We start from the raw sequence: 20,212 nt of genomic DNA on the forward strand, positions 1-20,212 counted from the left end.
TGTATTTCACCAATTCCAACTGTACACATCAGGCCAAACTCTCTCCACATGCTACTTTGTATTGCTTTGGCATTTCTTCAGGATCTTCTTTTCCTGCATCTAAAAAAGATTCATCAATTGAATAAGTGTGGACACATTTTTCAGGAACAAATCTGTAAAACAGTTTTGTAATCTCAGTTGAAACTCTGATGAAAAGCTTCATTTGCGGATTTACAATGTGTATTCTTGGATCTTCAGGTATCTCAAAAAGTCTCGATCCTGTTTTGATTCCAAAATCTTTTTTAAGTGCAGGAGATGCAGCTAACACTACACTTCCCTGTCTCTCCGTATTCCCTACAACAGCAAGATAACAAGTTAAAGGATTAAGCCCCATTGTTACAGCCGATACAGAAGCATAAAAGGATTTCATATCGACACAAAGTATATTCTTACGTGGAAATTGTGAGTAATCAATCATTGTATGTAACTCCTATGATGTTATTCATGTTGATATAAACTGTATTGTCGTTCTGGTCTTTTACGTGAAGCTTTTGTTGTTCAAAATTAATGTAATGGACTCTGCCGGTAACATTTTCAACGAATCCATTGTTAAAGAGTTTGAATTTCAGCTCTTTATTAAATTCAAGTGCTTCAGAGACGAGAAGATCCATCTCTTCAATTTGTTGGTCATCTAAGGATGGTTTTTCAATTTTTGATACATCAATCAAATCTTGTTTAAGTTGTGTTAAATGTTCTGGAAGCATCATTGATGTCCATTTGATTGTCCCTCGATCCCTAAGCATATCGACCCACTCCTTTATTGATCTAATATTAACAGAACAAACGTTCTTTATTCAATGTAAATAAGAACAAAAGTTCGATGTAAATGTTGGTAATAAAATATAAAGGTCAATAATGATATACGTAGTATTAATAAAGGAGAGATTCTTATCGACGAGGGAGAGTGTAATGGTGAATGAAGAAGAGGTTAATTGGATTTTTGATTTTAGTTCCTGTTTTGATTATGTCAGGTATAACTTTAACCGAAGCAAATAAAAAGTCCCCTTTGGAAGTAATTGATAGTATTCGGGATGAATTTGGTTTATTTAGTGTGCAAATTGGTCAAACAGATCCGGCAATTACAATTGGCATGGATCAAACGAAAAGTGAAGCAAAGCTCCGTGAATATTTAGAACATAATCTGTCAAGAGAAGCAAAGGAAAAATATAAGATTTATATATTCAAAAATGATATTGAAAAGTTGGAGAAAGAACATCGAGAGTATCTGAAATCAAATAACTCTAATAAATAAAACGCCCAGCACTTTAAGCTGGGCTCTATCTCAAATTCAAATTGAATTTTTGTAAGCATTAACTGCTTCGTTTCGCAACAGCATATTATCTTTGTTAACCATGCCTAAGTTGTAAGCTTTTTTGATAATATCTAGTACCTGCGAATCCATTGCAGAAAGGCTGCCTCCTGGATTAAATCTTGATTTCCAATAATCTAAAGACTTATTTAGGTCAAGTGATCTTTTTTTGTTCTTGGGTTTAACTACTTCATTTTTCTCAAGTTTCTCACAGAATTCACTAAAGCCAATGGATGAAGGAGTTGGATTATTCCCTCCATACCTTCTGTAGCCAAGCTGCAAAATGTTAAGAATTTCGGATCATAAATAAGATCACTTGAGTTTACATTCATCATCGATAACTACAATCCTTTCAGAGCTTTTTATAATTGTATCACCTTTTCCATTTTTATACATGTTAAACATCGACAATCACCCAAATGATTTGATAAGGTTCTGTAAATTTTAATTTTGATAAATACGCAAAAATAAAAGGAAACCATAGTAAATAGGGTTTCCTTCAATCTTGTTTATGTAACGCACCCGATTGTAGAACAATTAAATAAGACGGCTCCCTAAAGATTCGATTGCCAGCTTTAGTGCAGTTAAGCGACTCTCATTTAATGTTTTTTGAGAACTGCCTTCTTTTGCTTTTGCTATTTGTTTTTCAATAGATGGGATGATATCTTGTAGAACTTCTTTAGAAGTCAATATGACTTCTTGCTCATAGCAAAAATCTTCACCATTCCAAGTACCTTTTAAGCTTTCTAAACCAATTTTTACTGCATTTAGCCTCTTTTTAACAAGAGTTGTGTTCGAACCTTTTTCTGTCATGCTTTTATAAGCATTTGAAAGTTTACTAAAAGTTGACTCCAAGGATTTAATGGACAAACCTTGGATTTCTTGGCTAACATTCTTCATATTCAATCCTCACTTTTCGTTTTTCTTTTAAATGTTGTTGTCAATATAATGTGATTTTTAACGACAAGGGGATTTACGTATAGTATAATATTTCCTGTACATTAAGTTTGCTCACTCAAGGGAGTCTTGCTCATCCCCTAATGAAAGGGGGTGATGCTATGTCAACATTCCAGGCATTAATGCTAATGCTTGCATTCGGGTCGTTTTTAATCGCCCTGTTGACGTATATAAATAAAAAATAGACCTCCCTTGAGCCTAAGAACCTGAAGGGGTAGGTCTACCAAGAAACCACATCGAGCAAGCCCTTTGATGGGCAGCTTTTTGTACAGATCCGGGGTGTTGGTAGCACCCTGGTCTTTTTATTTTATGCATTCCTTATTAAACAATGCATTTTTTTATACGCTAAAACGTATAATCTTTATACTAATTATAACCACTTAAAATGGTATTTACAATACTAATGCGCTCTCTGATTAAAACCATTATTTTATTTGGATTGTGGATGCTTACTTCTACAACATCTCATACAATTGCAATACTTTTGCCTAGAAGAGCGTTTTTAAAAAATAAAGACTAGTTGTCCTTCCCAAAGAGCAACTTTCCAAAATCATTGTCCAAAATCTCAATTTCAACATTGCCAACATTATCATCAGTTTCAATTGGTTCATCAACTAAACTTAGGATAAACTCCTCAAACGAGTTGGCAATCAGGAAAAAGTCTTTCTCAGGATGACTTGATTCATGATCCCAAAACAATATCTTGTCATCATCGATATCCATACATATTTCATTCCCACCTGCCGAGCTTGCAATCGGGATAATATTTCTAGGAAAGCGATCAGAATATGTATCGATCGCTTTCTGAAGACTGTTATGATCATTCGCTAAACCATAAAAACCCTCTAACAATTGCGTTTCATCGTCCTTATCCATCCAAGGGTCTTTCTCTATAGGTTTATAGCAAACGTCATACTCAATCTCATCTGTTGTTTTTTTACTTTCCAGATAACATCCTCCATATTTCTTCAAAAAGTCCTTATAATCTAAAGGTAATTGATTGCTTATGTTCATTTCAAGCTCTTTGAGTTGTTCATTTGTATTAATACTAGGATCTGTGCCAGCATCAATCGTAAACTCTTTCAACTTTTGTTCGATCTTAGTGAAGCTCATTTTAATACTCCTTCATATGCTATGGAAAAACAAGTTATAGACCTTCTTTTTAGTTTTAATCATCCCAATCCTCATCATCGATCCAGTCGTCTTTCGCTTCTTCAAGTTCTTCTATTAAAAACTCAAGAAATGTACTACCAACTTGTTTACCATATCCCTCTTGGTTGTCCCAAAGAATGACAGGGCATTCACCATTTTTCATCTTGTTAGTGTCAAGACAATAAGAAAATTCATCTACATATTCGATCACTACAAGACCATCGGAAAGGTTATAATATTTTTTATATTCATTAGTCTGTTCTACAACTTCAGCACCGTGAGAGTCATATCCGAGTATCATTGTTCCATATGCTCCCCCTGAACCATACTCAGTTAAAAACCACTTATAGCTGTCTGGAAGGGTTACATTGAGATCCTCTTCTATTTCTCTAATCTGCTCCTCAGTGACTCCTCCCGTGAGAATTGAATTTTCTTTATTTTCATCAAAGAAAGTTTTTATTTTCGAATAATCCATTAAACTTTCACCTCTTATTCTTGGTTCTCAAATTGCTGAGCTCTCCATCTCCAATACCTTCTTCTGAAACTTTTATATTGTTTATCAAGTACTGGATCATTTCTAAAACTCTGTCCATTCCCTTTTAATCCATGCAAAACATCACTGTACTTATTATGCCAGCTTTCAGGTATCTCCAGCATAGTACCAGGCTCTTCTTGAATTAAGTGATGTAAATTTATTTGCGTGCCATCTTTGGCAAATGGCGCATTTCCATTTTTCATTAGCTGAAGATTCGTGAGGCCTTTTCGATTTTTTTGATTGATATCAATATCTTTCATTGTATATACTCTTCGACTTACATCCCTAATTTCACCTTTAGCTTTTACTTTTCCGTCTATTTCGTATGCTTCATATTTTTCTTTATTTAACCAAGGAACATTTATTTTCTCTCCAGTAAATGGCTTTCTGCTCTCGTCTAATTTCTTAGCGTTAGTTAAAAGTTCATTTTTAAGGTTTTGGCTATCAACCACATTGTATGGCACGTCCCCTGCCATCGCAAGATTATATTTAGAGTTATACGGAAGCAAATCTGGAATCTTGACGTCCTTAATTTTCTTCCCTGCTTGACTTGCTTTGTTTATGACCTTCCCCGCTGCATCTGCTTTGTTAATGGCTCCTGCACCTTTTGTTCCAACAACAGCTACAGCCACTGAACCAACAGCATACGTCACCCATCTTGATCTAGAATAGGCATCTCCATTCACCATATCTTTTTGATATGACTCTTCAATTGCAGCAGATATAGCATCATATGTTTTTACTGGATGAAGAACTGCATTGCCCAGCGCTGAGAGTGTTTCTCCTGGATCGGTGATGAAATCCCATATGCCGGTTACAGTGTCTTTTCCTACATCATATAAGCCTACTCCAACACCTTTTACGATATCCCAGGTGATTTCTCCGGCTCCCTCTAGCTGCTTCGCTTGTTCAATTTGCACTGCAAGTTGTACTTGAGCTGGCTCGAGATTCTCGTACCCTACTTTCTTAGCAATCTCTAAATATTCATCAGGATCAGACACACCATCATTAAGTTTCTTTTTCAATTCTTTAATTTCTCGTTCTTTTGCTTCTTCTTTCTTCACGCTTAAGTAAGCTTCAGAATGCTTCTCAATTTTGCCTTTTTTCTTATGTATGTCACTTTCTCTATATGCTTTGGCATTATAGTGAATCGGAGTGGCGTTTTTCCCTTTCCCTGTAGATTCTTGCAGCTTTTTAAAATCTTGCTGAATGAATTGTTCGTTTGGCTCAGTCTCTGCGTACTCTGTTTTTAAATCCTCATCAAGCTTGTTTAGCTTATCGATTGTTTTTTCACGTTTGTCATCTGAAGAAGAAAGTTTGTCTTTGAAGTCTTCTGTTGAGAATATTTCAAGAGGAAGAATATCAATGATGTCGTTTAAAATGTCTTTCATTGCTTTCTTTTGTTCAGACATAATGGATTTTGATTTTGTGTATGCATTTACAAGTTCATGTTCTAGAAAGGATTCTTCTATGTAAGCATCAGACATCTTAGCATTTTCAAGTTTTGCAGAAACGCTGCTTAAGAAAGCAACCTTCATGTCAATTAAATCAATCCATTGGTCTGTTACGCCGACATGATCATGATAAAACGCTTTGATATTGTTAGCGCCCTTGCCGGAAAACTCACTGTCATCTAGGTCAGCTACGTCTTTAAACGCTTTTTTGAGCTTCACCATTTGCGACCTTAGTTCCTTATACTCTTTGGTTCTTTTATCCGCTTCAGAGAGTAGTGAATCAGCTTCAAAAACCTTCATATCATTCTCCTTTCATGCTTACTCCATATAAATTTTACCACAAATCCCCATGTTAGCACCTAACACACAACCAATTAACCTAGGAATTTAGAACTTTAAATGTTTCTTAACTCTCTAAAAATCAATTGTAATTTTTTAGGTCATTTGATATGATCCTGTCTGAAGGTGGGATAATATGTAATTATTTTCAACAATTTAACACTCATTAATTATTCATTTGTAATGTAACGCAGAAAAAGGAGATGATTGTTTATGAAAAAGTTTTTAAAATGCTTTGGATTAACCGCTCTAACTGTTGGTTTACTCCTTTCCGGGCTCTTCACACATGAAAAGAAAGTAGCTGCAAGTGAATCATCTAACAAAACAAGTATCCAAGGAATCGACCTTACACAACGTATTTCTTCAGTTAACGGGAAAAAACAAAAAACTGAAGATTCAAAACAATCTATTTCAGACGCTTCTAATAAGCTAACTCAAATAGCAAAAAAAGAAGGACTTGAAGTTGAAAACTCATACCAAACTTATATTGCATATGGTAAAAAAGATGGCAAAATTTCAACTGGACAAGTCACTTCTGATAGTCAGCGTATAAGAATACAGAAAAGTTCAAAAAGTGTTGTCTACCTAAGCCATACTTTTTTAGGTAGGAAAGTGAACAAAGTTATTCATGGAGTAGAGATTTCAAAAGTCGTTGGGGTTCGCCCTGCTACACTTGAAGTTCAACAAGCGCTATGTAAAAGTGGCTACTATAACAAGCAATTCACGTGTCCACATGTTATTAGAAAAACCTTTGTTGGAGGACAGATTAAGAAAGGGGCAGAAGTACATCAGCTTCTTAACGTTAACTATACTTCTTTTTGGAAATATTCAGGTAGCGCCATTGCAACATGGGCAGGAAAACCTCCTACACTTCGAACTCTAACATGGACTGAAGGTTTGTACTTAACCAATAAAAAAGGTACTTTCTTTCCTGTTTATACAGATAAACAATCAGGCTTAGACTTGCTTGCACCTGCGAACGTGTACTTTAAGAAAGTTAAGAAAAAAGTTGACTGGGGAAATAAAGAAAGAAAAGCATATCGAGCATGGTATGAGAAAAAGTACGGGAAAAAAACTTGGTCAAAGTTTGAAATACACCATCAATTGCCTAGAGAATATGGTGGCGGAAACTCAACTAGCAACTTAGTTCCTTTAGATAGCGCCTTTCATAGAAGTGAAGTTAATCCTTGGTGGAGAGCGTATTAATATAAAAGAGACTCCTAATCATAGGGAGTCTCTTCTAAATCCATATTTTCATAATACAGCTTAACATCTTTGTTTATTTCCCAGTATTTAAATCCATTAGAGCTTACCAACCGGTCTAACCAAATTTCAAAATTTGGAGCAACCTCAATAGCTTCATCGAAATGATCAATCGCATCCAAATAAAACATAAAGTCAAGACCCTTTTCATACCGTTTAGTATCAATTACATAACGGCCATCAAAATGATACCCAATTAAAAAACAATTTTCAGGAAGATCTTCTGTTTCATTGTATTCCAAAACATCTTCAATGCTAAGTATTTCAACCCCATCAAAAAACTTCATTCCATTATGTAGAGCTAGGAATTCTTCATAATCCTTGGGTAGTCTTACATTGAAATGTGATTTTAATTTTCTAATTTCTTCTTCTGTTGCGGGTTCATTAAATTCAAATGCAGCATCTTCTAATACGAAGCCACCTGGTTGAATCATTGGAAAAGTGCCGTACTTAGAAATAGCTTCTTTAATACCTGCAAGTGTGAAATTAATAAGTTTGCCTTCTTCCATATCCTATCCCCCTAACAAAGATTATCTAAATTTTACCATGTCGTGCAGACACATGGGAAGCCTTACTATAGGAAACCAACGAGATATTAGGAAACAATTTTACTCATAATTGAAGCAGCATTAGTAGTGAACAAAATATAAGTATTATTTGCTGTTCTAATCACTACCCTATCCGTAGAGCCATAAGGAAACCCTATCCTTACTGCACTTTTCTCCTCTCCCCCATAATTAGGATCAAGATACACATTGTTGATTTCTTTGATCGGAATTTCAACTTTGGAAAGTTGCCAATTAATAATTAAGTTTTCATTTGATTTTTCAACTTTAATCCCTAGCATAAACACATTCCCCTTTTGACTTGAATTCAGTTAAATTTTAACATGATCTGATCAATCTTAGACTGAAATAAAAACATGTTAAGGAAAAATCAAATTCACAATAATTGGATACAGGATTATAATTATTGATGATCTACCGATATAGATAGAGAACAAACATTGTAAAAGGGGAAATGAAATTGAAGAAAGTATTAATAGGCTTTACTGTCTTCACTTTAAGCTTATCATTGGCAGCCTGTGGCTCAAATGATGCTGAAAAAAGCAGTATAGAATCTAAAGAAACACAACAAGTCTCTAAGGATGCTGAACAAAAGGAAGCTACTAAAGAAAAAACAGCTGACAAATCCGATTCCAAAGACAAAAAGAAATTAGTGGATGTTACATTAGATAGAGCTGTTGATGGAGATACGATTAAGGTTAAATACAAAGGGAACGTTGATACAGTTCGTTACTTACTCGTAGACACTCCTGAGTCTAAAAAGCCAGACTCTTGTGTTTAGCCATATGGCGAGGATGCATCTAAACGAAACAAAGAATTGGTTAGCGACGGCAAACTGCAAATGGAATTTGATAAAGGTGACCACCGAGATAAATATGGAAGATTGTTAGCTTACGTTTATGTCGATGGCAAATCTGTTCAAGGAACACTGTTAAAAGAAGGATTAGCCAGAGTAGCATATGTATATGAACCAAACACGAAATACATAGACCAATTCAGGAAAGATGAGCAAGAGGCAAAGTCAGAGAAACTTTCAATCTGGAGCAAGAATGGTTTTGTGACTGACCGAGGATTTAATGGCTGTGTGAAAGAGAAAAACACTGCAGTTAAAAAAGCAACAACATCTAAACCGGCAACTAAACAGCCTACTACTTCAAAGGCATCAAGTGAAACTTCGACTACAACTGAAAACGAAGCATCTTCAGCGTCAACTGGAGAAACAGAAACGTTTAAAAATTGTACAGAGTTAAGAAAGAAATTTCCGAATGGAGTTCCTAGTTCCCACCCTGCATACCAATCTAAAATGGACAGGGATCATGACAACTATGCTTGTGAACGTTAATTGAAAGCCCTTTGTGGCTTTCTTTTTTATTTCTAGGATTTGTTAATCATTGAGTAAAAATATTAGAACCTCTTCAATTTCTTTTTCTAAGTCATTATTATTTAAATCAAATAATGTTCCACAACCGCTTCCTATAAAGCCACCGTAGTAATACCACAAATCCATGGTGATGCAGTCTAGATCTTCATCATAGGCTTTTGCAGGTTGATAAAAATTAATTGTTATTTGTGAACGGTATTCTTTTTCCAAGCATCTCTCAGCCGTTAAATCATTTATTACATCTCCATCTATGTCTCTACAAACTTTGATGCTAAGATTTGGTTTACCCTGAGCTTTAAAAACATCTATATACTTATTTTGCAGCTTTTCGGATACTACTTCCCCCAGGCCCTCCAGCTCAAATATCATTTGTTTAAATTCTAGATTTATATCCTTTTCCGTAATCTGTAAATAACCTTCATCGAGTGAACTTTGATTTTTCTGTTTCTTAAGTAACTGTCTTAAAACTTTCCACACAGTGTTGTCCTCCTTTGGCTCATGTTTCGCATCTCCTGCTGTTAGAACACAAGTTTCCCACAATAATAAAAATGGCTGCTGTTTACCTTCCTTTTTTATTGCGGAAGTATGAACGGCAGCCTTATTGATTTAGAATACCCAAAAAATAATCACAAGCCAGGAGATAATCAAAGTTAAAATGAACCATTTTTCCTGCAAAGAAATTAAAGCGTAGCAAATATAAGAGATAGTTAACATCACAATAGAAGTGATCTTAACATACCATCCAATAGATTCATTGGAGAATGCATAAACAAATAAAGAGATAAGAACAAGAACCATAAATATGTTCCCTACAGTCTTTAATATACTCTTTTTGTCATCAAAGTTCATAATTTCAACCTCCAAAATATGTATATTATACAGCATCCAGATAGTCATAAGCATTAAAAACTTGAAAGGATGATTGTTAGTGAAAAAAACAGTTCTAACTACCCTATCTCTCGGACTCCTATTCTCAACAGTGGCTCCACTAACTAGCCATGCAGAATCCATCTCAGAACCTACACCAAGTTATATCACTCAGGTTAATTCAACACCACTTCAAGAATTAGTTAAAACATCATCAGTTCCAGTCATCCAAGAGAATGAAGAAATTTCAATTCAAGCTGTACCACCATCAACAAAATGGAAGGTTGTAGATCATTTTAGAGGGAACTCTAAGAACATAGACCTGCAGCTGAATTAGGAGCAAGAATTGCTGCAGGATTACCTGGTCTTAAATACTCCTGGGCTGGTATATTCGCTCAAGCTGTGTTTGGAACATTTTATCACAAAAAACCAACTCGTTATTACTCAACAACCCAATACTTAGCCTACGACAAAAAGTATAGATACACAATCGTTGATATGTACGTCTACAAAGACAGTAAATATAGCAAACAAATAGGTTATGATTATAAAGTTTTCAGAACTCCTAGATAATGTGTTAGATATAAAGCCCTTTTAAAGGGCTTTTTAGCTTTTTTAAACAAAAGGCCAGAGAGTATGTGAGGGAACTCTCTGGCCTATAGTGGCTGATATACCAACTATGATACATATACAGGATACTTTAAATTTAGGATGTATTCAAGCAGCTTTTAGGTTTAAATAAAATGGGAATTTTATTTAGAGTAAAGAGGAGAAATTCACTTCAATATATGCTAGAGACTTACTTATCTGAATTTTTTGATTGTCCCTCAAAAAACTAAGTGCTAAAATGGGATATGTTACAAACGAAAGGTGGAATAATATGGCTAGTTTCAGAAAAAGAGGAACTACATGGCAATACAGAATAAAACATAAAGACCCTTTAACTCAAGAGCCAATCGAAGTCTCCAAAAGTGGATTTAAAACAAAAAAAGAGGCACAGATAGCTGCAAGACAAGAAGAGCAAAGATTGATAGGTGATTTAGAAATTAACGGAGGAGAAACCCTTTTAAAGCATTATCTTAAAGATTGGCTCGCTCAATACAAACAAGGTAATGTTAGGAAAAACACTTACATTCTTCATGAACGAAATGTTAATACAAAAATTCTCCCCTATTTTAAGGAGATTAAACTAAAAGATATTAAACCCTTACGTTATCAAAAATTTATTAATTATTTAGCAGACCAGGGATACAGCAAAAGAACAATTGAAATCATTCACGGGACAATGTTCAACGCTTTAGCTACGGCAGTAAAGCCTCTTAAAAAAATTGAAGAAAACCCATGTGAAGGGGTAACAATTCCAAGGGCTAAATCTAAGAAAAAAGAAAAGTTAGAATACATTAAGTCAGATGATATTTCCCTCTTCCTTAAATTTGCAAGACAAGATAATTATTTGTACTATATCTTCTTTAAAACTTTACTTGAAACAGGAATGCGTAAGGGAGAAGCAGCTGCTTTACAAAGAAAGGATATTGATCTAAAAAATAACTTCATCAACATTAACAAATCATTAGACTTTCAAGTTAAAGAGGGAGAAGAAATATTTGGAGAAACAAAAACATATGAATCCGAAAGAAGAATTAAAATTAGCAATTCATTAGCAAAAGAGTTAACAACACACATGAACTATTTAAATGATAATAGAATAGTTTTTAATGAGATTTACGAACATGAATTAGATCTTGTTTTTTGTAGACAGGATGGAAAACCTTTACCAAAGTCTACCCTCTTCAATGCACTCAATCGCATTCTGAAGAAAGCTGGATTAGAAAAAATGCCAATTCATGGTTTAAGACATACTCATGCTGTCCTTCTTCTAGAATCAGGTGCAAGTATGAAGTTTGTTCAAGAAAGACTCGGACATAAAAATATAACCATCACATCGGACGTATACTCTCATATATCTGAGAAGCTTGAAAATACATCAGTGGATGGTTATGAAGAATACATGAATTCACTTTTGTCCTAAATTTTTTTAATTTTTTTGGTGGTCAAAAAGTGGTCAAACTAGTTGTTTCTAGTTATCCCACTTGACTTGACCACCTAGTTATTAATCTAAAACCCTATCAAATCAAGGTTTATCAGATTAATACTGAGACATATACTGTTCTCGCTCCCAAGGATGTACTTGCGTGCGGAACATATCCCACTCGATTTCTTTTGCTTCGATGAAGTGCTCGAATAGGTGCTCGCCTAGAGCTTTGACCATCACTTCGTTTGATTTGAATTCGTCTAATGCTTCAGCAAGTGTTGCAGGAAGGTCGACGATTCCGTTTTCCATGCGCTCTTCTTTGCTCATCACGTAGATGTTGCGGTCGATTGGAGCTGGCGCTTCTAGTTTGTTTTTGATTCCGTCTAAACCTGCAGCAAGCAAGACGCTAAGTGCTAGATACGGATTCGCAGCCGGATCTACGCTGCGTACTTCAACACGTGTGCTGATACCGCGGGAAGCCGGGATACGGATAAGCGGGCTTCTGTTTTGCGCGCTCCATGCAACGTAGCAAGGTGCTTCATAGCCAGGAACCAGACGTTTGTAAGAGTTCACTGTCGGGTTTGTTACTGCTGTAAAGCTTGTTGCATGCTTCACGATACCTGCAATGAAGTGTTTCGCTGTTTCACTTAACTGAAGATCTGCGTTTGCATCATAGAATGAGTTAACGCCATCTTTGAAGAGTGATAGATTACAGTGCATACCTGAACCGTTCACACCGAACAACGGTTTTGGCATAAATGTCGCATGCAGACCGTGTTTGCGGGCAATTGTTTTAACAACTAGTTTAAACGTTTGGATATCGTCACAAGAGCGGACTGCACCAGCATATTTAAAGTCGATTTCATGCTGGCCAGGCGCTACTTCGTGGTGAGATGCTTCGATTTCAAAGCCCATCTCTTCAAGCTCAAGAACGATATCGCGGCGGCAGTTTTCTCCCAAGTCAGTTGGAGCTAAGTCGAAATATCCGCCTTTGTCGTTTAATTCAAGAGTCGGTTCGCCTTTTTCGTCTAATTTGAATAAGAAGAATTCAGGCTCAGGTCCTAGGTTGAAATCACTGAAGCCCAGGTCTTCCATTTCTTTCAGAATCCGTTTTAAGTTGTTTCGCGGGTCACCTTCGAAAGGTGTGCCATCCGGATTGTAAATATCACAGATGAAACGTGCTACTTTACCTTTTTCAGCTGTCCATGGGAAGATAACAAATGTATTTAGATCAGGATACAGGTACATATCTGATTCTTCGATGCGAACGAAACCTTCAATAGAAGATCCGTCAAACATGACCTTATTATCAAGTGCTTTTGGAAGCTGGCTTACAGGAATCTCAACGTTCTTGATTGTTCCAAGAATGTCGGTAAATTGCAGGCGGATGTACTTGACGTTTTCCTCATTTACTAATTTTACGATATCTTCTCTTGTATACTTTGCCATTTCGTAAAACTCCTCCTCTAAAAGGTAAATGTATATAGCAAAACAGTTGCTAACGGATTAATGAAAGAAGCGGGACATGTCGCCTTGACGGAATGTATTTCCTCTTTGAAAACGGCTGGCTTGCATAAGCTCGTTTTTCAGGAGCTGTCTCAGTTCGTCATCAGACAGATCATGTTTCATTGGTTTCTTCGTCTTCTCATTTTGTTTCTGTTCCGGCTCAGCCGAAGCTTTCGCCAGAATTTGTTTAATTCCTGCCATGTTTACACCTTGTTCAATCAGGTGTTTAATTTCTAACAGTTTATCTACATCGTGAAATGAGAATAATCGTCTATTTCCTTCGCTTCTAGCTGGAAATATCAGTCCATTTTCCTCATAATACCGAATTTGTCTTGCTGATAATTCGGTCAATTGCATGACAATTCCTATTGGAAATAAAGGCATTGAGCGGCGAATGTTATCACTCATCTCAATTTCCTCCTTTTCTTAACTTAGTTTCATTATAGGTGATGTTATATTTTGTGTCAATAACATGTAAGGATTCTTAACATGAAATTCAGTGAAAATTTTAAACTATTCAAATTAATTTCTTATCCATTAAAGAATCCACTGCACTGCATATGGCATTTTTCACATGCGCATAGGTTAATCCTCCCTGGACATACGCTACATATGGCGGGCGGATAGGGCCATCAGCTGATAATTCAATGCTTGCTCCTTGTATAAATGTGCCCGCTGCCATAATCACATCATCTTCGTATCCCGGCATGTAGGCTGGATAAGGCGTCACGTGGGCATTGATCGGCGATGCATATTGAATGGCCTGGCAAAAGGCAATCATCTTTTCTCTGTCGGAAAACTCAACGGATTGTATCAAATCTGTTCTTTTCGCATCCCATTTCGGGTTTGAAGTGAAGCCCAGTTTTTCAAGGAATCTCGCTGTAAACACCGCTCCCTTTAAGCTTTGTGACACAACGTGAGGCGCCAAAAAGAAGCCTTGATACATTTCCTGGAGCGAGTAAAGAGACGCTCCGGCTTCCCGGCCGATGCCCGGTGAAGTCATTCGGTATGAACAAGCCTCGATCCATTCAGATTTTCCAACGAGGTACCCGCCTGTTTTGGCAAGACCGCCTCCCGGATTTTTAATAAGAGATCCCGCCATGAGATCGGCACCTACATGGCAAGGTTCCAGCTCTTCTACAAATTCTCCGTAACAGTTGTCCACAAATACGATAAGATTTTCATTGATTTCTTTTACAAAGCGGATCATTTCTTTGATTTCACTAATTAAGAAAGAAGGACGATTGGCATATCCTTTTGAGCGCTGAATGCCGATCACCTTTGTCTTCGGATTGATAGCTGCAGCGACAGCATCGTAATCTATTTTTCCGTCTTCAGTCAGTTCAACCGCATTGTAGCCGATTTGAAAATCCTTTAGCGATCCAGAATTTTCTCCGCCTCTGACGCCGACAATTTCTTCTAACGTATCATACGGCTTGCCTGTGATATAAAGCAGCTCGTCCCCCGGTCTGAGGACACCGAATAAAGCAATGGAAATCGCATGTGTGCCTGAGATAATTTGAGGCCTGACAAGCCCGGCTTCGCCCCCAAACACATCTGCATAAATGCTTTCAAGTGTATCTCTTCCGATGTCATCATAGCCGTATCCTGTAGACGGCGTAAAATGAGTGTCGCTCACCTTGTGTTTTCTATAGCTTTGAAGCACTCTCCATTCATTGCGTTCACTGATTTCTTCTATTTGTTTATGAACGCCGGCAATTTCCGTTTCCACTTCCATTGCTGTTTTTTTTAATAAATCTCCGTGTGTTAAAGTTTCGAACATGTCCTTGTATTCCCTTCTTACATATACTTCTTCAATTCACCGATGATACTTTGCTCTTCTTGTACATATCCTGATATGTCGTACTGTTCGTTTTCTTCATTAAAATGAAAACGGTCAACCATCGTTTCGGATTTGATTCTGGAGAGAAGCTTGCCCTCACTTGCCGGTACCTGCGCTTCAAAAGGCGTTAACAGTTCTTGGCGCAAATAACGCTGGATGGCTTCCTTAAACTTTTCAGCATCCTCCTCAAATCTTGCACTGACCATGATATGATTCTTTCCAACGGACGGGATAAAGTCAGGCAGCTTTTGATCGCGTTTGTTATAAGCCGTCAGCACCGGGATATCATCTGCTTCAAGCTCTTCCAGCAAGCGAAGCACCGTTTTTTCGTGCCCTGTGTACTCCTCATTTGAGGAATCAATCAGATGCAGAATCACATCCGCTTCTTTTACTTCTTCAAGCGTTGAGCGGAATGCAGCGATCAGTGTCGTCGGAAGATCTTGAATAAATCCGACCGTATCTGACAGGAGCACGCTGTAGCCGCTTGGCAGCACCATTTTTCTGGTCATAGGGTCCAGCGTGGCAAACAGAAGGTCTTCTTCATAGCTGTCAGCGCTTGTCAGGCGGTTAAACCACGTTGATTTCCCCGCGTTCGTATACCCGACAAGAGCGATTTGCAGCACACCGTTTTTCTTTCTTCTTTCCCGGTAGCGGCTTCTATGGCGAATGACAGCCGATAACTGCGTGTTAATTTCATGAATGCGATTTCTAATATGGCGGCGATCGGTCTCCAGTTTTGTTTCCCCCGGTCCTCTCGCGCCGATCCCTCCGCCTTGCCGGGAAAGGTTGATCCCCTGTCCAGTCAGACGCGGGAGAGCATACTGGAGCTGAGCCAACTCGATTTGAAGCTTTCCTTCTCTTGTTCTTGCTCTTTTCGCAAAAATATCTAATATCAATTGCGTGCGGTCGATGATTTTTACTTCAATCGCAGTTGCCAAGGACTTTAGCTGGCTTGGTGACAGTTCATCATTAAAAATAAGAAGATCGGCTTCAAGCTCTTCAACGAGCGTCTTCAGCTCTTCAACCTTCCCTTTGCCTATATATGTAGCTGCGTCAGCCCGGTTTCGTTTTTGCGTGACGCTGGTCAATACTGTTCCATCTGCTGTTTTTGTCAGTGATGCAAGCTCTTCCATGGAATTTTCAAAATGCTCATCTGTGATATGCGGCAGCTGACATCCGACTAAAATGGCCTTTTCCTGTCTTGTTTCTTGTTCGTTCAAATGGATGTTCCTTTCTATTGCATATTGGGCAGTAGTATTATCATACCAAACCCTGCATGTGTATACCACAAATCGATTGCTGTGAAAACAAGAAATACATTAGAAAAAAAGACCTCTCACAGGAAGAGGTCTATATCGAGCCAGCGGTATCTTCTTTAATTGAAAGATCTTGGCTTTTAATGGTCATCAAATCGCTTTTTAAGTATTGGTCGCCCATTAGAAGTCTCATGGCTTGCGCTCTGATCGATTTTTCTATGACATTTCTGACAAAACGGCCATTGCTGAATTTAATGGGACTTGTTGTGCTTTTGACTGTCATTAAGTAATCCTTTAATTTCCATTCAGCTTCCTGACTGAGCTGGTATTCCCGCTCTGCGATCATCCGTTTCGCAATTTCCATAAGCTGATTGACGGAATAATCCGGGAAATCGATGGAGATGGGAAATCTGGATTGGAGACCGGGATTCAATGATAAAAAATGCTCCATTTCCCGTGAATATCCGGCAAGAATTAAAATGAATTCATGCTGTTTGTCTTCCATATGCTTGACAAGCGTGTCGATCGCTTCTTTCCCGAAGTCCTTTTCGCCGCCCCTTGCAAGGGAATAGGCTTCGTCTATAAACAAAATGCCGCCTAATGACTTTTTGATTAAATCCCTCGTCTTTTGGGCGGTGTGGCCAATGTATTCCCCGACCAAGTCAGCACGTTCCGCTTCGATCAGGTGGCCTTTTGACAGTACGTTCATTTCAAAGAACAGCCGGCCGATAAGCCGTGCAACTGTCGTTTTCCCAGTTCCCGGATTTCCTTTAAACATCATATGCAGCGCTTGCTTTCCCACCTTCAAGCCCTGTTCCGCACGTTTTTGATTGACAAAAATCCAAGCGTATATTTCCTTAATGTTTCGTTTCATTTCCTCCATTCCAACCAGTGTGTTCATCTCTTTTTCTATTTCCTTCAAAATGCCGTGCTTAGCTTCGTTTTTTTGCAAAGCCGCTTGATATTCCGCCTCTGCCTCAGCGTTTGTCAGCACCTGCTTTTGTCCGTTAAGAATAATGTTGATCTGTCCGTTGTTTTTATAAGTCACAGCGCGCTCCAACATTTTCACCTCTCAGTTCTCTCTATATGATATTCAAGCGTATGCCTTATGTGACAAACGCCTATCATGTGTCGAAACAAATGCTTTTTTTCGGGAACAATGGGGAATCCTGCGCTTTCCCGAGAAATACTTTATTTCTTATTGTATTCACGAACACAGGGTGGACAAACCAAGAGATTTTATTTTCAGCAAATTTGTTAGAACAATCAGCTATGAAAGTGGTATTTCTTCGATGTATAAACCTCAGTTAGGATATTTTCAATGCGCAGATATGCTTGTAATGAGCTGAGGAATTTATGAATTATCAGATATACTTCCCTTTCACTTCAGTAGGTTGACATGAAAGTAAACCCCAGTCTGCATGAACGGCGTCTACTTCAACAGCTAAGCTTCTCTTACTGTTCGTCAATTGTGACAGCTTTTCTTTTGGTCCGTCGAATGATTTCTCCCTCCTCAATCAGGATGATCCGTTTACATAAACGTTCAACGTCATCAATTTGATGGGAGGTGAGAAGAATCGTCGTTTTATGCTCAGTATTTACATGATGAAGAAATTGCTGTATTCTTCTTTTCGCAACGATATCTAAACCGATTGTCGGATCATCGAGAAAGAGGATTTTTTGGGTGATGTATAAAAACCAGCAACTTTTTGGAAGAAATCCGGGTAAAACATCCGGGAAATCAACTTTCCTGAGAGACTAAGCCTAGGATGATGTCAAATCCCCATACTTCTTCAAATACAAATGCCAATAATCCGATGAAGAACTGGAGAGCAAAATAATGGCACCGAGGAAAAGAGTGAGTATAAACGTTAACCCATGCAACCAAGAGTGAGTGATATTAATAGGAAACAAAAAGAATGTCTGAACGTTATTTCCATTGAGTACGTTCTGACTGACCTCCCAAACCACAGTCCGTAAAAAGACCGAAGCAGCATGGAGACCGTTGAGTGTGTCGGCATCATTTTCCCCTCCGCTTTCTGCTAAATTCGATTGAATAACCACCTTTTTTAAACCGATTAGAAGACAAACTTTTAGCAACCTTCCTGTCACATCCTGTTGAATTGTGCGCTTTCCCGAGAAATAATTTTTCGGGTAACAGGGGTTATTTCCTCATTTTTCTGCCGGATGATAATCGTACAAGCAGAAGCCGTCTTTTTTCATATCCTGTAATGAGGTGATGGAGAATGGTTAAAATTTTTATTGATCCAGGTCATGGCGGGTCCGATCCAGGCGCAACAGGCAATGGTCTCCAAGAAAAAACGTTAACCTTGCAAATCGCTTTAGCTTTACGCACTATATTGACGAATGAGTATGAGGGTGTTACTGTGCTGCTGAGCCGGACAAGCGACCAATATGTCAGCTTAAGCGACCGGACAAATGCTGCAAATAACTGGGGAGCCGATTTCTTTTTATCCATTCACATTAATTCCGGGGGCGGAACAGGTTTCGAAAGCTACATTTATCCGGGAGTCGGAGCACCGACAACGACTTACCAATCGGAGATTCACTCTGAAGTCATACAAGCTGTCGACTTTTCCGATCGCGGTAAAAAAACAGCAAACTTCCACGTATTAAGGGAATCCTCAATGCCTGCCCTGCTTACGGAAAACGGTTTTATTGATACGGTTACAGATGCGAACAAGCTTAAAACGAGCAGTTTTATTCAAAGCTTGGCAAGAGGACATGCAAACGGGTTAGAGCAATCCTTCAGCCTTCAGAAAACATCCGACTCAGGGTTATATAAGGTTCAAATCGGGGCTTTTAAGGTTAAAGCAAATGCGGACAATCTTGCAAGCAGCGCAGAGTCTAAGGGCTTTGACGCCATTGTGCTCTTAAAGGACGGATTATATAAGGTTCAGATCGGCGCTTTTTCTTCCAAAGATAATGCCGATGCCCTTGCTGCCAGAGCTGAGAATACCGGCTTTGACGCTATGGTCTTCCTAGAATCATAATACTGTTTGCGGACGAGCATGCCTGATAAAAAAACCCGGTTCCTCTTCATGAGAAACCGGGTTTTTTTATTCAAGAATGTCAACCACGAATTGCGACCATGTTTCCAGACGGTTATAAATGTCTGTTTGTTTTAGTTCAGAAATTTTCATCCATTTACCCGCAATTTGCTCTTTCTCTTTGACTTCCACATGTGAGCCTGGATTTAATTGAAGCGCAGATAGAATACCGATATGCACTTTGCCGACACTGTTGTCATCATCATTTATCAAACCTAATGTGACAATGGCCTGCTTATCCTCTTCTTCGATTTGCAGTTCTTCATCAAGCTCCCGGTCTGTGTTCAGCTTTAAGACCTCGGCAAAGGAAGCAGCTCCTTCAATATGATTCATATGGCCGCCAAAGCCAAGAGAAAGCTTATTGTGAAGACGTGATTCTCCGCCGCCAGCCAGCCGCTCATAAAGGAAAACTTCATCCTCGCGTTTAATGACGACATAAGGAATCGGCTGCTTATAATGAGGATCTTCTTCTGCGTCTCCCCTTCTCATTTCAGAATAGGTCGCCTCAATTTGAGCCATAATTTCTGCTACTCGGGCATCTTCACTGTTTACGCCTTGAAAAGTCAATTTTTCTTTTTTAAACACTTCATCGCGCGGAGCGACCAAGATGATTTCATCCATTTTTCCCATGATTACTGCGTC

20 protein-coding genes and 3 pseudogenes are annotated in these 20,212 nt (G+C 38.2%); 7 read left to right on the forward strand and 16 right to left on the reverse strand.

What is annotated here, in order from left to right:
• Positions 1–5: 5 nt before the first annotated feature.
• Both ACQVGS_RS12645 and ACQVGS_RS12650 read right to left on the reverse strand, forming a co-directional pair.
• A pseudogene (locus ACQVGS_RS12645) lies at positions 6–457 on the reverse strand (Y-family DNA polymerase); the annotation flags it as partial.
• A complete protein-coding gene (locus ACQVGS_RS12650; protein ID WP_060398795.1) occupies positions 450–782 on the reverse strand; it encodes a YolD-like family protein in 333 nt (110 codons plus the stop codon). The pseudogene ACQVGS_RS12645 and the gene ACQVGS_RS12650, both read right to left, overlap by 8 nt.
• A 173-nt stretch (positions 783–955) precedes the next feature.
• Between ACQVGS_RS12650 and ACQVGS_RS12655 the strand changes: the two genes are divergently transcribed.
• Complete coding sequence (locus ACQVGS_RS12655; protein ID WP_188323764.1) at positions 956–1,291, forward strand: YolC/YozM family protein; 336 nt, start codon at positions 956–958, stop codon at positions 1,289–1,291.
• Between the two features lie 36 nt (positions 1,292–1,327).
• Here ACQVGS_RS12655 and ACQVGS_RS12660 read toward each other — a convergent pair.
• A pseudogene (locus tag ACQVGS_RS12660) lies at positions 1,328–1,683 on the reverse strand (hypothetical protein).
• A 202-nt stretch (positions 1,684–1,885) separates the two neighbouring features.
• On the reverse strand, positions 1,886–2,248 hold the full coding sequence (locus ACQVGS_RS12665; protein ID WP_213418658.1) for a hypothetical protein: 363 nt from the start codon (positions 2,246–2,248) through the stop codon (positions 1,886–1,888).
• 158 nt (positions 2,249–2,406) lie between these two features.
• Here ACQVGS_RS12665 and ACQVGS_RS12670 point away from each other — a divergent pair, with 158 nt between their 5' ends.
• Positions 2,407–2,490 (forward strand): putative holin-like toxin, encoded by an 84-nt coding sequence (locus ACQVGS_RS12670; RefSeq protein ID WP_106033591.1) that lies wholly within the window; start codon positions 2,407–2,409, stop codon positions 2,488–2,490.
• Between the two features lie 331 nt (positions 2,491–2,821).
• On the opposite strand, the gene ACQVGS_RS12675 is transcribed toward ACQVGS_RS12670, so the two are convergent.
• From ACQVGS_RS12675 to ACQVGS_RS12685, 3 genes are read right to left on the reverse strand one after another with little or no spacing between them, the layout of a single operon-like run.
• The gene (locus ACQVGS_RS12675; RefSeq protein ID WP_188323762.1) at positions 2,822–3,418 is read right to left on the reverse strand and encodes an SMI1/KNR4 family protein; all 597 of its coding nucleotides are present in this window, start codon (positions 3,416–3,418) and stop codon (positions 2,822–2,824) included.
• Positions 3,419–3,473: 55 nt separating this feature from the next.
• The gene (locus ACQVGS_RS12680; RefSeq protein WP_015417527.1) at positions 3,474–3,932 is read right to left on the reverse strand and encodes an SMI1/KNR4 family protein; all 459 of its coding nucleotides are present in this window, start codon (positions 3,930–3,932) and stop codon (positions 3,474–3,476) included.
• A gap of 14 nt (positions 3,933–3,946) precedes the next feature.
• On the reverse strand, positions 3,947–5,746 hold the full coding sequence (locus ACQVGS_RS12685) for a T7SS effector LXG polymorphic toxin (RefSeq protein WP_491830278.1): 1,800 nt from the start codon (positions 5,744–5,746) through the stop codon (positions 3,947–3,949).
• A gap of 252 nt (positions 5,747–5,998) precedes the next feature.
• On the opposite strand from ACQVGS_RS12685, the gene ACQVGS_RS12690 reads away from it, so the two are divergent.
• Positions 5,999–6,991: a hypothetical protein gene (locus ACQVGS_RS12690; protein ID WP_491830279.1), complete on the forward strand. Its 993-nt coding sequence runs from the start codon at positions 5,999–6,001 to the stop codon at positions 6,989–6,991.
• 14 nt (positions 6,992–7,005) lie between these two features.
• Here ACQVGS_RS12690 and ACQVGS_RS12695 read toward each other — a convergent pair whose 3' ends face one another.
• Positions 7,006–7,557 (reverse strand): SMI1/KNR4 family protein, encoded by a 552-nt coding sequence (locus ACQVGS_RS12695; RefSeq protein ID WP_188323759.1) that lies wholly within the window; start codon positions 7,555–7,557, stop codon positions 7,006–7,008.
• 86 nt (positions 7,558–7,643) lie between these two features.
• Complete coding sequence (locus ACQVGS_RS12700) at positions 7,644–7,895, reverse strand: SunI/YnzG family protein (RefSeq protein WP_188323758.1); 252 nt, start codon at positions 7,893–7,895, stop codon at positions 7,644–7,646.
• 179 nt (positions 7,896–8,074) lie between these two features.
• Between ACQVGS_RS12700 and ACQVGS_RS12705 the strand changes: the two are divergent.
• Positions 8,075–8,956: pseudogene (locus tag ACQVGS_RS12705) on the forward strand (thermonuclease family protein).
• A 42-nt stretch (positions 8,957–8,998) separates the two neighbouring features.
• On the opposite strand, the gene ACQVGS_RS12710 reads toward ACQVGS_RS12705, so the two are convergent.
• Positions 8,999–9,472: a hypothetical protein gene (locus ACQVGS_RS12710; protein ID WP_188323757.1), complete on the reverse strand. Its 474-nt coding sequence runs from the start codon at positions 9,470–9,472 to the stop codon at positions 8,999–9,001.
• 451 nt (positions 9,473–9,923) lie between these two features.
• Between ACQVGS_RS12710 and ACQVGS_RS12715 the strand changes: the two genes are divergently transcribed.
• Together ACQVGS_RS12715 and ACQVGS_RS12720 are read left to right on the forward strand one after the other, a co-directional pair.
• Entirely contained in the window at positions 9,924–10,199 is a 276-nt protein-coding gene (locus ACQVGS_RS12715; protein WP_188323756.1) for a hypothetical protein, read from the forward strand.
• A gap of 543 nt (positions 10,200–10,742) precedes the next feature.
• On the forward strand, positions 10,743–11,891 hold the full coding sequence (locus ACQVGS_RS12720) for a site-specific integrase (protein ID WP_188323755.1): 1,149 nt from the start codon (positions 10,743–10,745) through the stop codon (positions 11,889–11,891).
• Between the two features lie 117 nt (positions 11,892–12,008).
• Here the strand turns inward: ACQVGS_RS12720 and glnA are convergent, their stop codons facing one another.
• The 5 genes from glnA to spoVK form a co-directional block, all read right to left on the reverse strand.
• On the reverse strand, positions 12,009–13,343 hold the full coding sequence (gene glnA, locus ACQVGS_RS12725; RefSeq protein ID WP_024121509.1) for a type I glutamate--ammonia ligase: 1,335 nt from the start codon (positions 13,341–13,343) through the stop codon (positions 12,009–12,011).
• A 57-nt stretch (positions 13,344–13,400) separates the two neighbouring features.
• Positions 13,401–13,808, reverse strand: a complete 408-nt coding sequence (glnR, locus tag ACQVGS_RS12730; protein WP_491830280.1) for a transcriptional repressor GlnR — start codon at positions 13,806–13,808, stop codon at positions 13,401–13,403.
• A gap of 109 nt (positions 13,809–13,917) precedes the next feature.
• A complete protein-coding gene (locus ACQVGS_RS12735; RefSeq protein ID WP_024121508.1) occupies positions 13,918–15,183 on the reverse strand; it encodes a methionine gamma-lyase family protein in 1,266 nt (421 codons plus the stop codon).
• Between the two features lie 17 nt (positions 15,184–15,200).
• Positions 15,201–16,463: a GTPase HflX gene (gene hflX, locus ACQVGS_RS12740; protein WP_095713882.1), complete on the reverse strand. Its 1,263-nt coding sequence runs from the start codon at positions 16,461–16,463 to the stop codon at positions 15,201–15,203.
• 130 nt (positions 16,464–16,593) lie between these two features.
• On the reverse strand, positions 16,594–17,562 hold the full coding sequence (gene spoVK / locus ACQVGS_RS12745) for a stage V sporulation protein K (RefSeq protein WP_049809927.1): 969 nt from the start codon (positions 17,560–17,562) through the stop codon (positions 16,594–16,596).
• Between the two features lie 1,183 nt (positions 17,563–18,745).
• Between spoVK and ACQVGS_RS12750 the strand changes: the two genes are divergently transcribed.
• Positions 18,746–19,513 carry an N-acetylmuramoyl-L-alanine amidase gene (locus ACQVGS_RS12750; RefSeq protein ID WP_101861257.1) on the forward strand — a complete coding sequence of 256 codons (768 nt, stop codon included), beginning with the start codon at positions 18,746–18,748 and terminating at the stop codon, positions 19,511–19,513.
• Between the two features lie 66 nt (positions 19,514–19,579).
• On the opposite strand, the gene ACQVGS_RS12755 is transcribed toward ACQVGS_RS12750, so the two are convergent.
• Entirely contained in the window at positions 19,580–20,200 is a 621-nt protein-coding gene (locus ACQVGS_RS12755; RefSeq protein WP_095713879.1) for a hypothetical protein, read from the reverse strand.
• Between the last annotated feature and the right edge of the window lie 12 nt (positions 20,201–20,212).

The organism is Bacillus sp. SD127, from assembly GCF_058566445.1.

What these genes read in the sequence shown, in the direction of transcription:
- ACQVGS_RS12650 (WP_060398795.1), bottom strand. Translation starts at nt 782, where the DNA reads ATGCTTAGGGATCGAGGGACAATCAAATGGACATCAATGATGCTTCCA.
- ACQVGS_RS12655 (WP_188323764.1), top strand. Translation starts at nt 956, where the DNA reads ATGAAGAAGAGGTTAATTGGATTTTTGATTTTAGTTCCTGTTTTGATT.
- ACQVGS_RS12665 (WP_213418658.1), bottom strand. Translation starts at nt 2,248, where the DNA reads ATGAAGAATGTTAGCCAAGAAATCCAAGGTTTGTCCATTAAATCCTTG.
- ACQVGS_RS12670 (WP_106033591.1), top strand. Translation starts at nt 2,407, where the DNA reads ATGTCAACATTCCAGGCATTAATGCTAATGCTTGCATTCGGGTCGTTT.
- ACQVGS_RS12675 (WP_188323762.1), bottom strand. Translation starts at nt 3,418, where the DNA reads ATGAGCTTCACTAAGATCGAACAAAAGTTGAAAGAGTTTACGATTGAT.
- ACQVGS_RS12680 (WP_015417527.1), bottom strand. Translation starts at nt 3,932, where the DNA reads ATGGATTATTCGAAAATAAAAACTTTCTTTGATGAAAATAAAGAAAAT.
- ACQVGS_RS12685 (WP_491830278.1), bottom strand. Translation starts at nt 5,746, where the DNA reads ATGAAGGTTTTTGAAGCTGATTCACTACTCTCTGAAGCGGATAAAAGA.
- ACQVGS_RS12690 (WP_491830279.1), top strand. Translation starts at nt 5,999, where the DNA reads ATGAAAAAGTTTTTAAAATGCTTTGGATTAACCGCTCTAACTGTTGGT.
- ACQVGS_RS12695 (WP_188323759.1), bottom strand. Translation starts at nt 7,557, where the DNA reads ATGGAAGAAGGCAAACTTATTAATTTCACACTTGCAGGTATTAAAGAA.
- ACQVGS_RS12700 (WP_188323758.1), bottom strand. Translation starts at nt 7,895, where the DNA reads ATGCTAGGGATTAAAGTTGAAAAATCAAATGAAAACTTAATTATTAAT.
- ACQVGS_RS12720 (WP_188323755.1), top strand. Translation starts at nt 10,743, where the DNA reads ATGGCTAGTTTCAGAAAAAGAGGAACTACATGGCAATACAGAATAAAA.
- glnA (WP_024121509.1), bottom strand. Translation starts at nt 13,343, where the DNA reads ATGGCAAAGTATACAAGAGAAGATATCGTAAAATTAGTAAATGAGGAA.
- glnR (WP_491830280.1), bottom strand. Translation starts at nt 13,808, where the DNA reads ATGAGTGATAACATTCGCCGCTCAATGCCTTTATTTCCAATAGGAATT.
- ACQVGS_RS12735 (WP_024121508.1), bottom strand. Translation starts at nt 15,183, where the DNA reads ATGTTCGAAACTTTAACACACGGAGATTTATTAAAAAAAACAGCAATG.
- spoVK (WP_049809927.1), bottom strand. Translation starts at nt 17,562, where the DNA reads ATGTTGGAGCGCGCTGTGACTTATAAAAACAACGGACAGATCAACATT.
- ACQVGS_RS12750 (WP_101861257.1), top strand. Translation starts at nt 18,746, where the DNA reads ATGGTTAAAATTTTTATTGATCCAGGTCATGGCGGGTCCGATCCAGGC.
- ACQVGS_RS12755 (WP_095713879.1), bottom strand. Translation starts at nt 20,200, where the DNA reads ATGGGAAAAATGGATGAAATCATCTTGGTCGCTCCGCGCGATGAAGTG.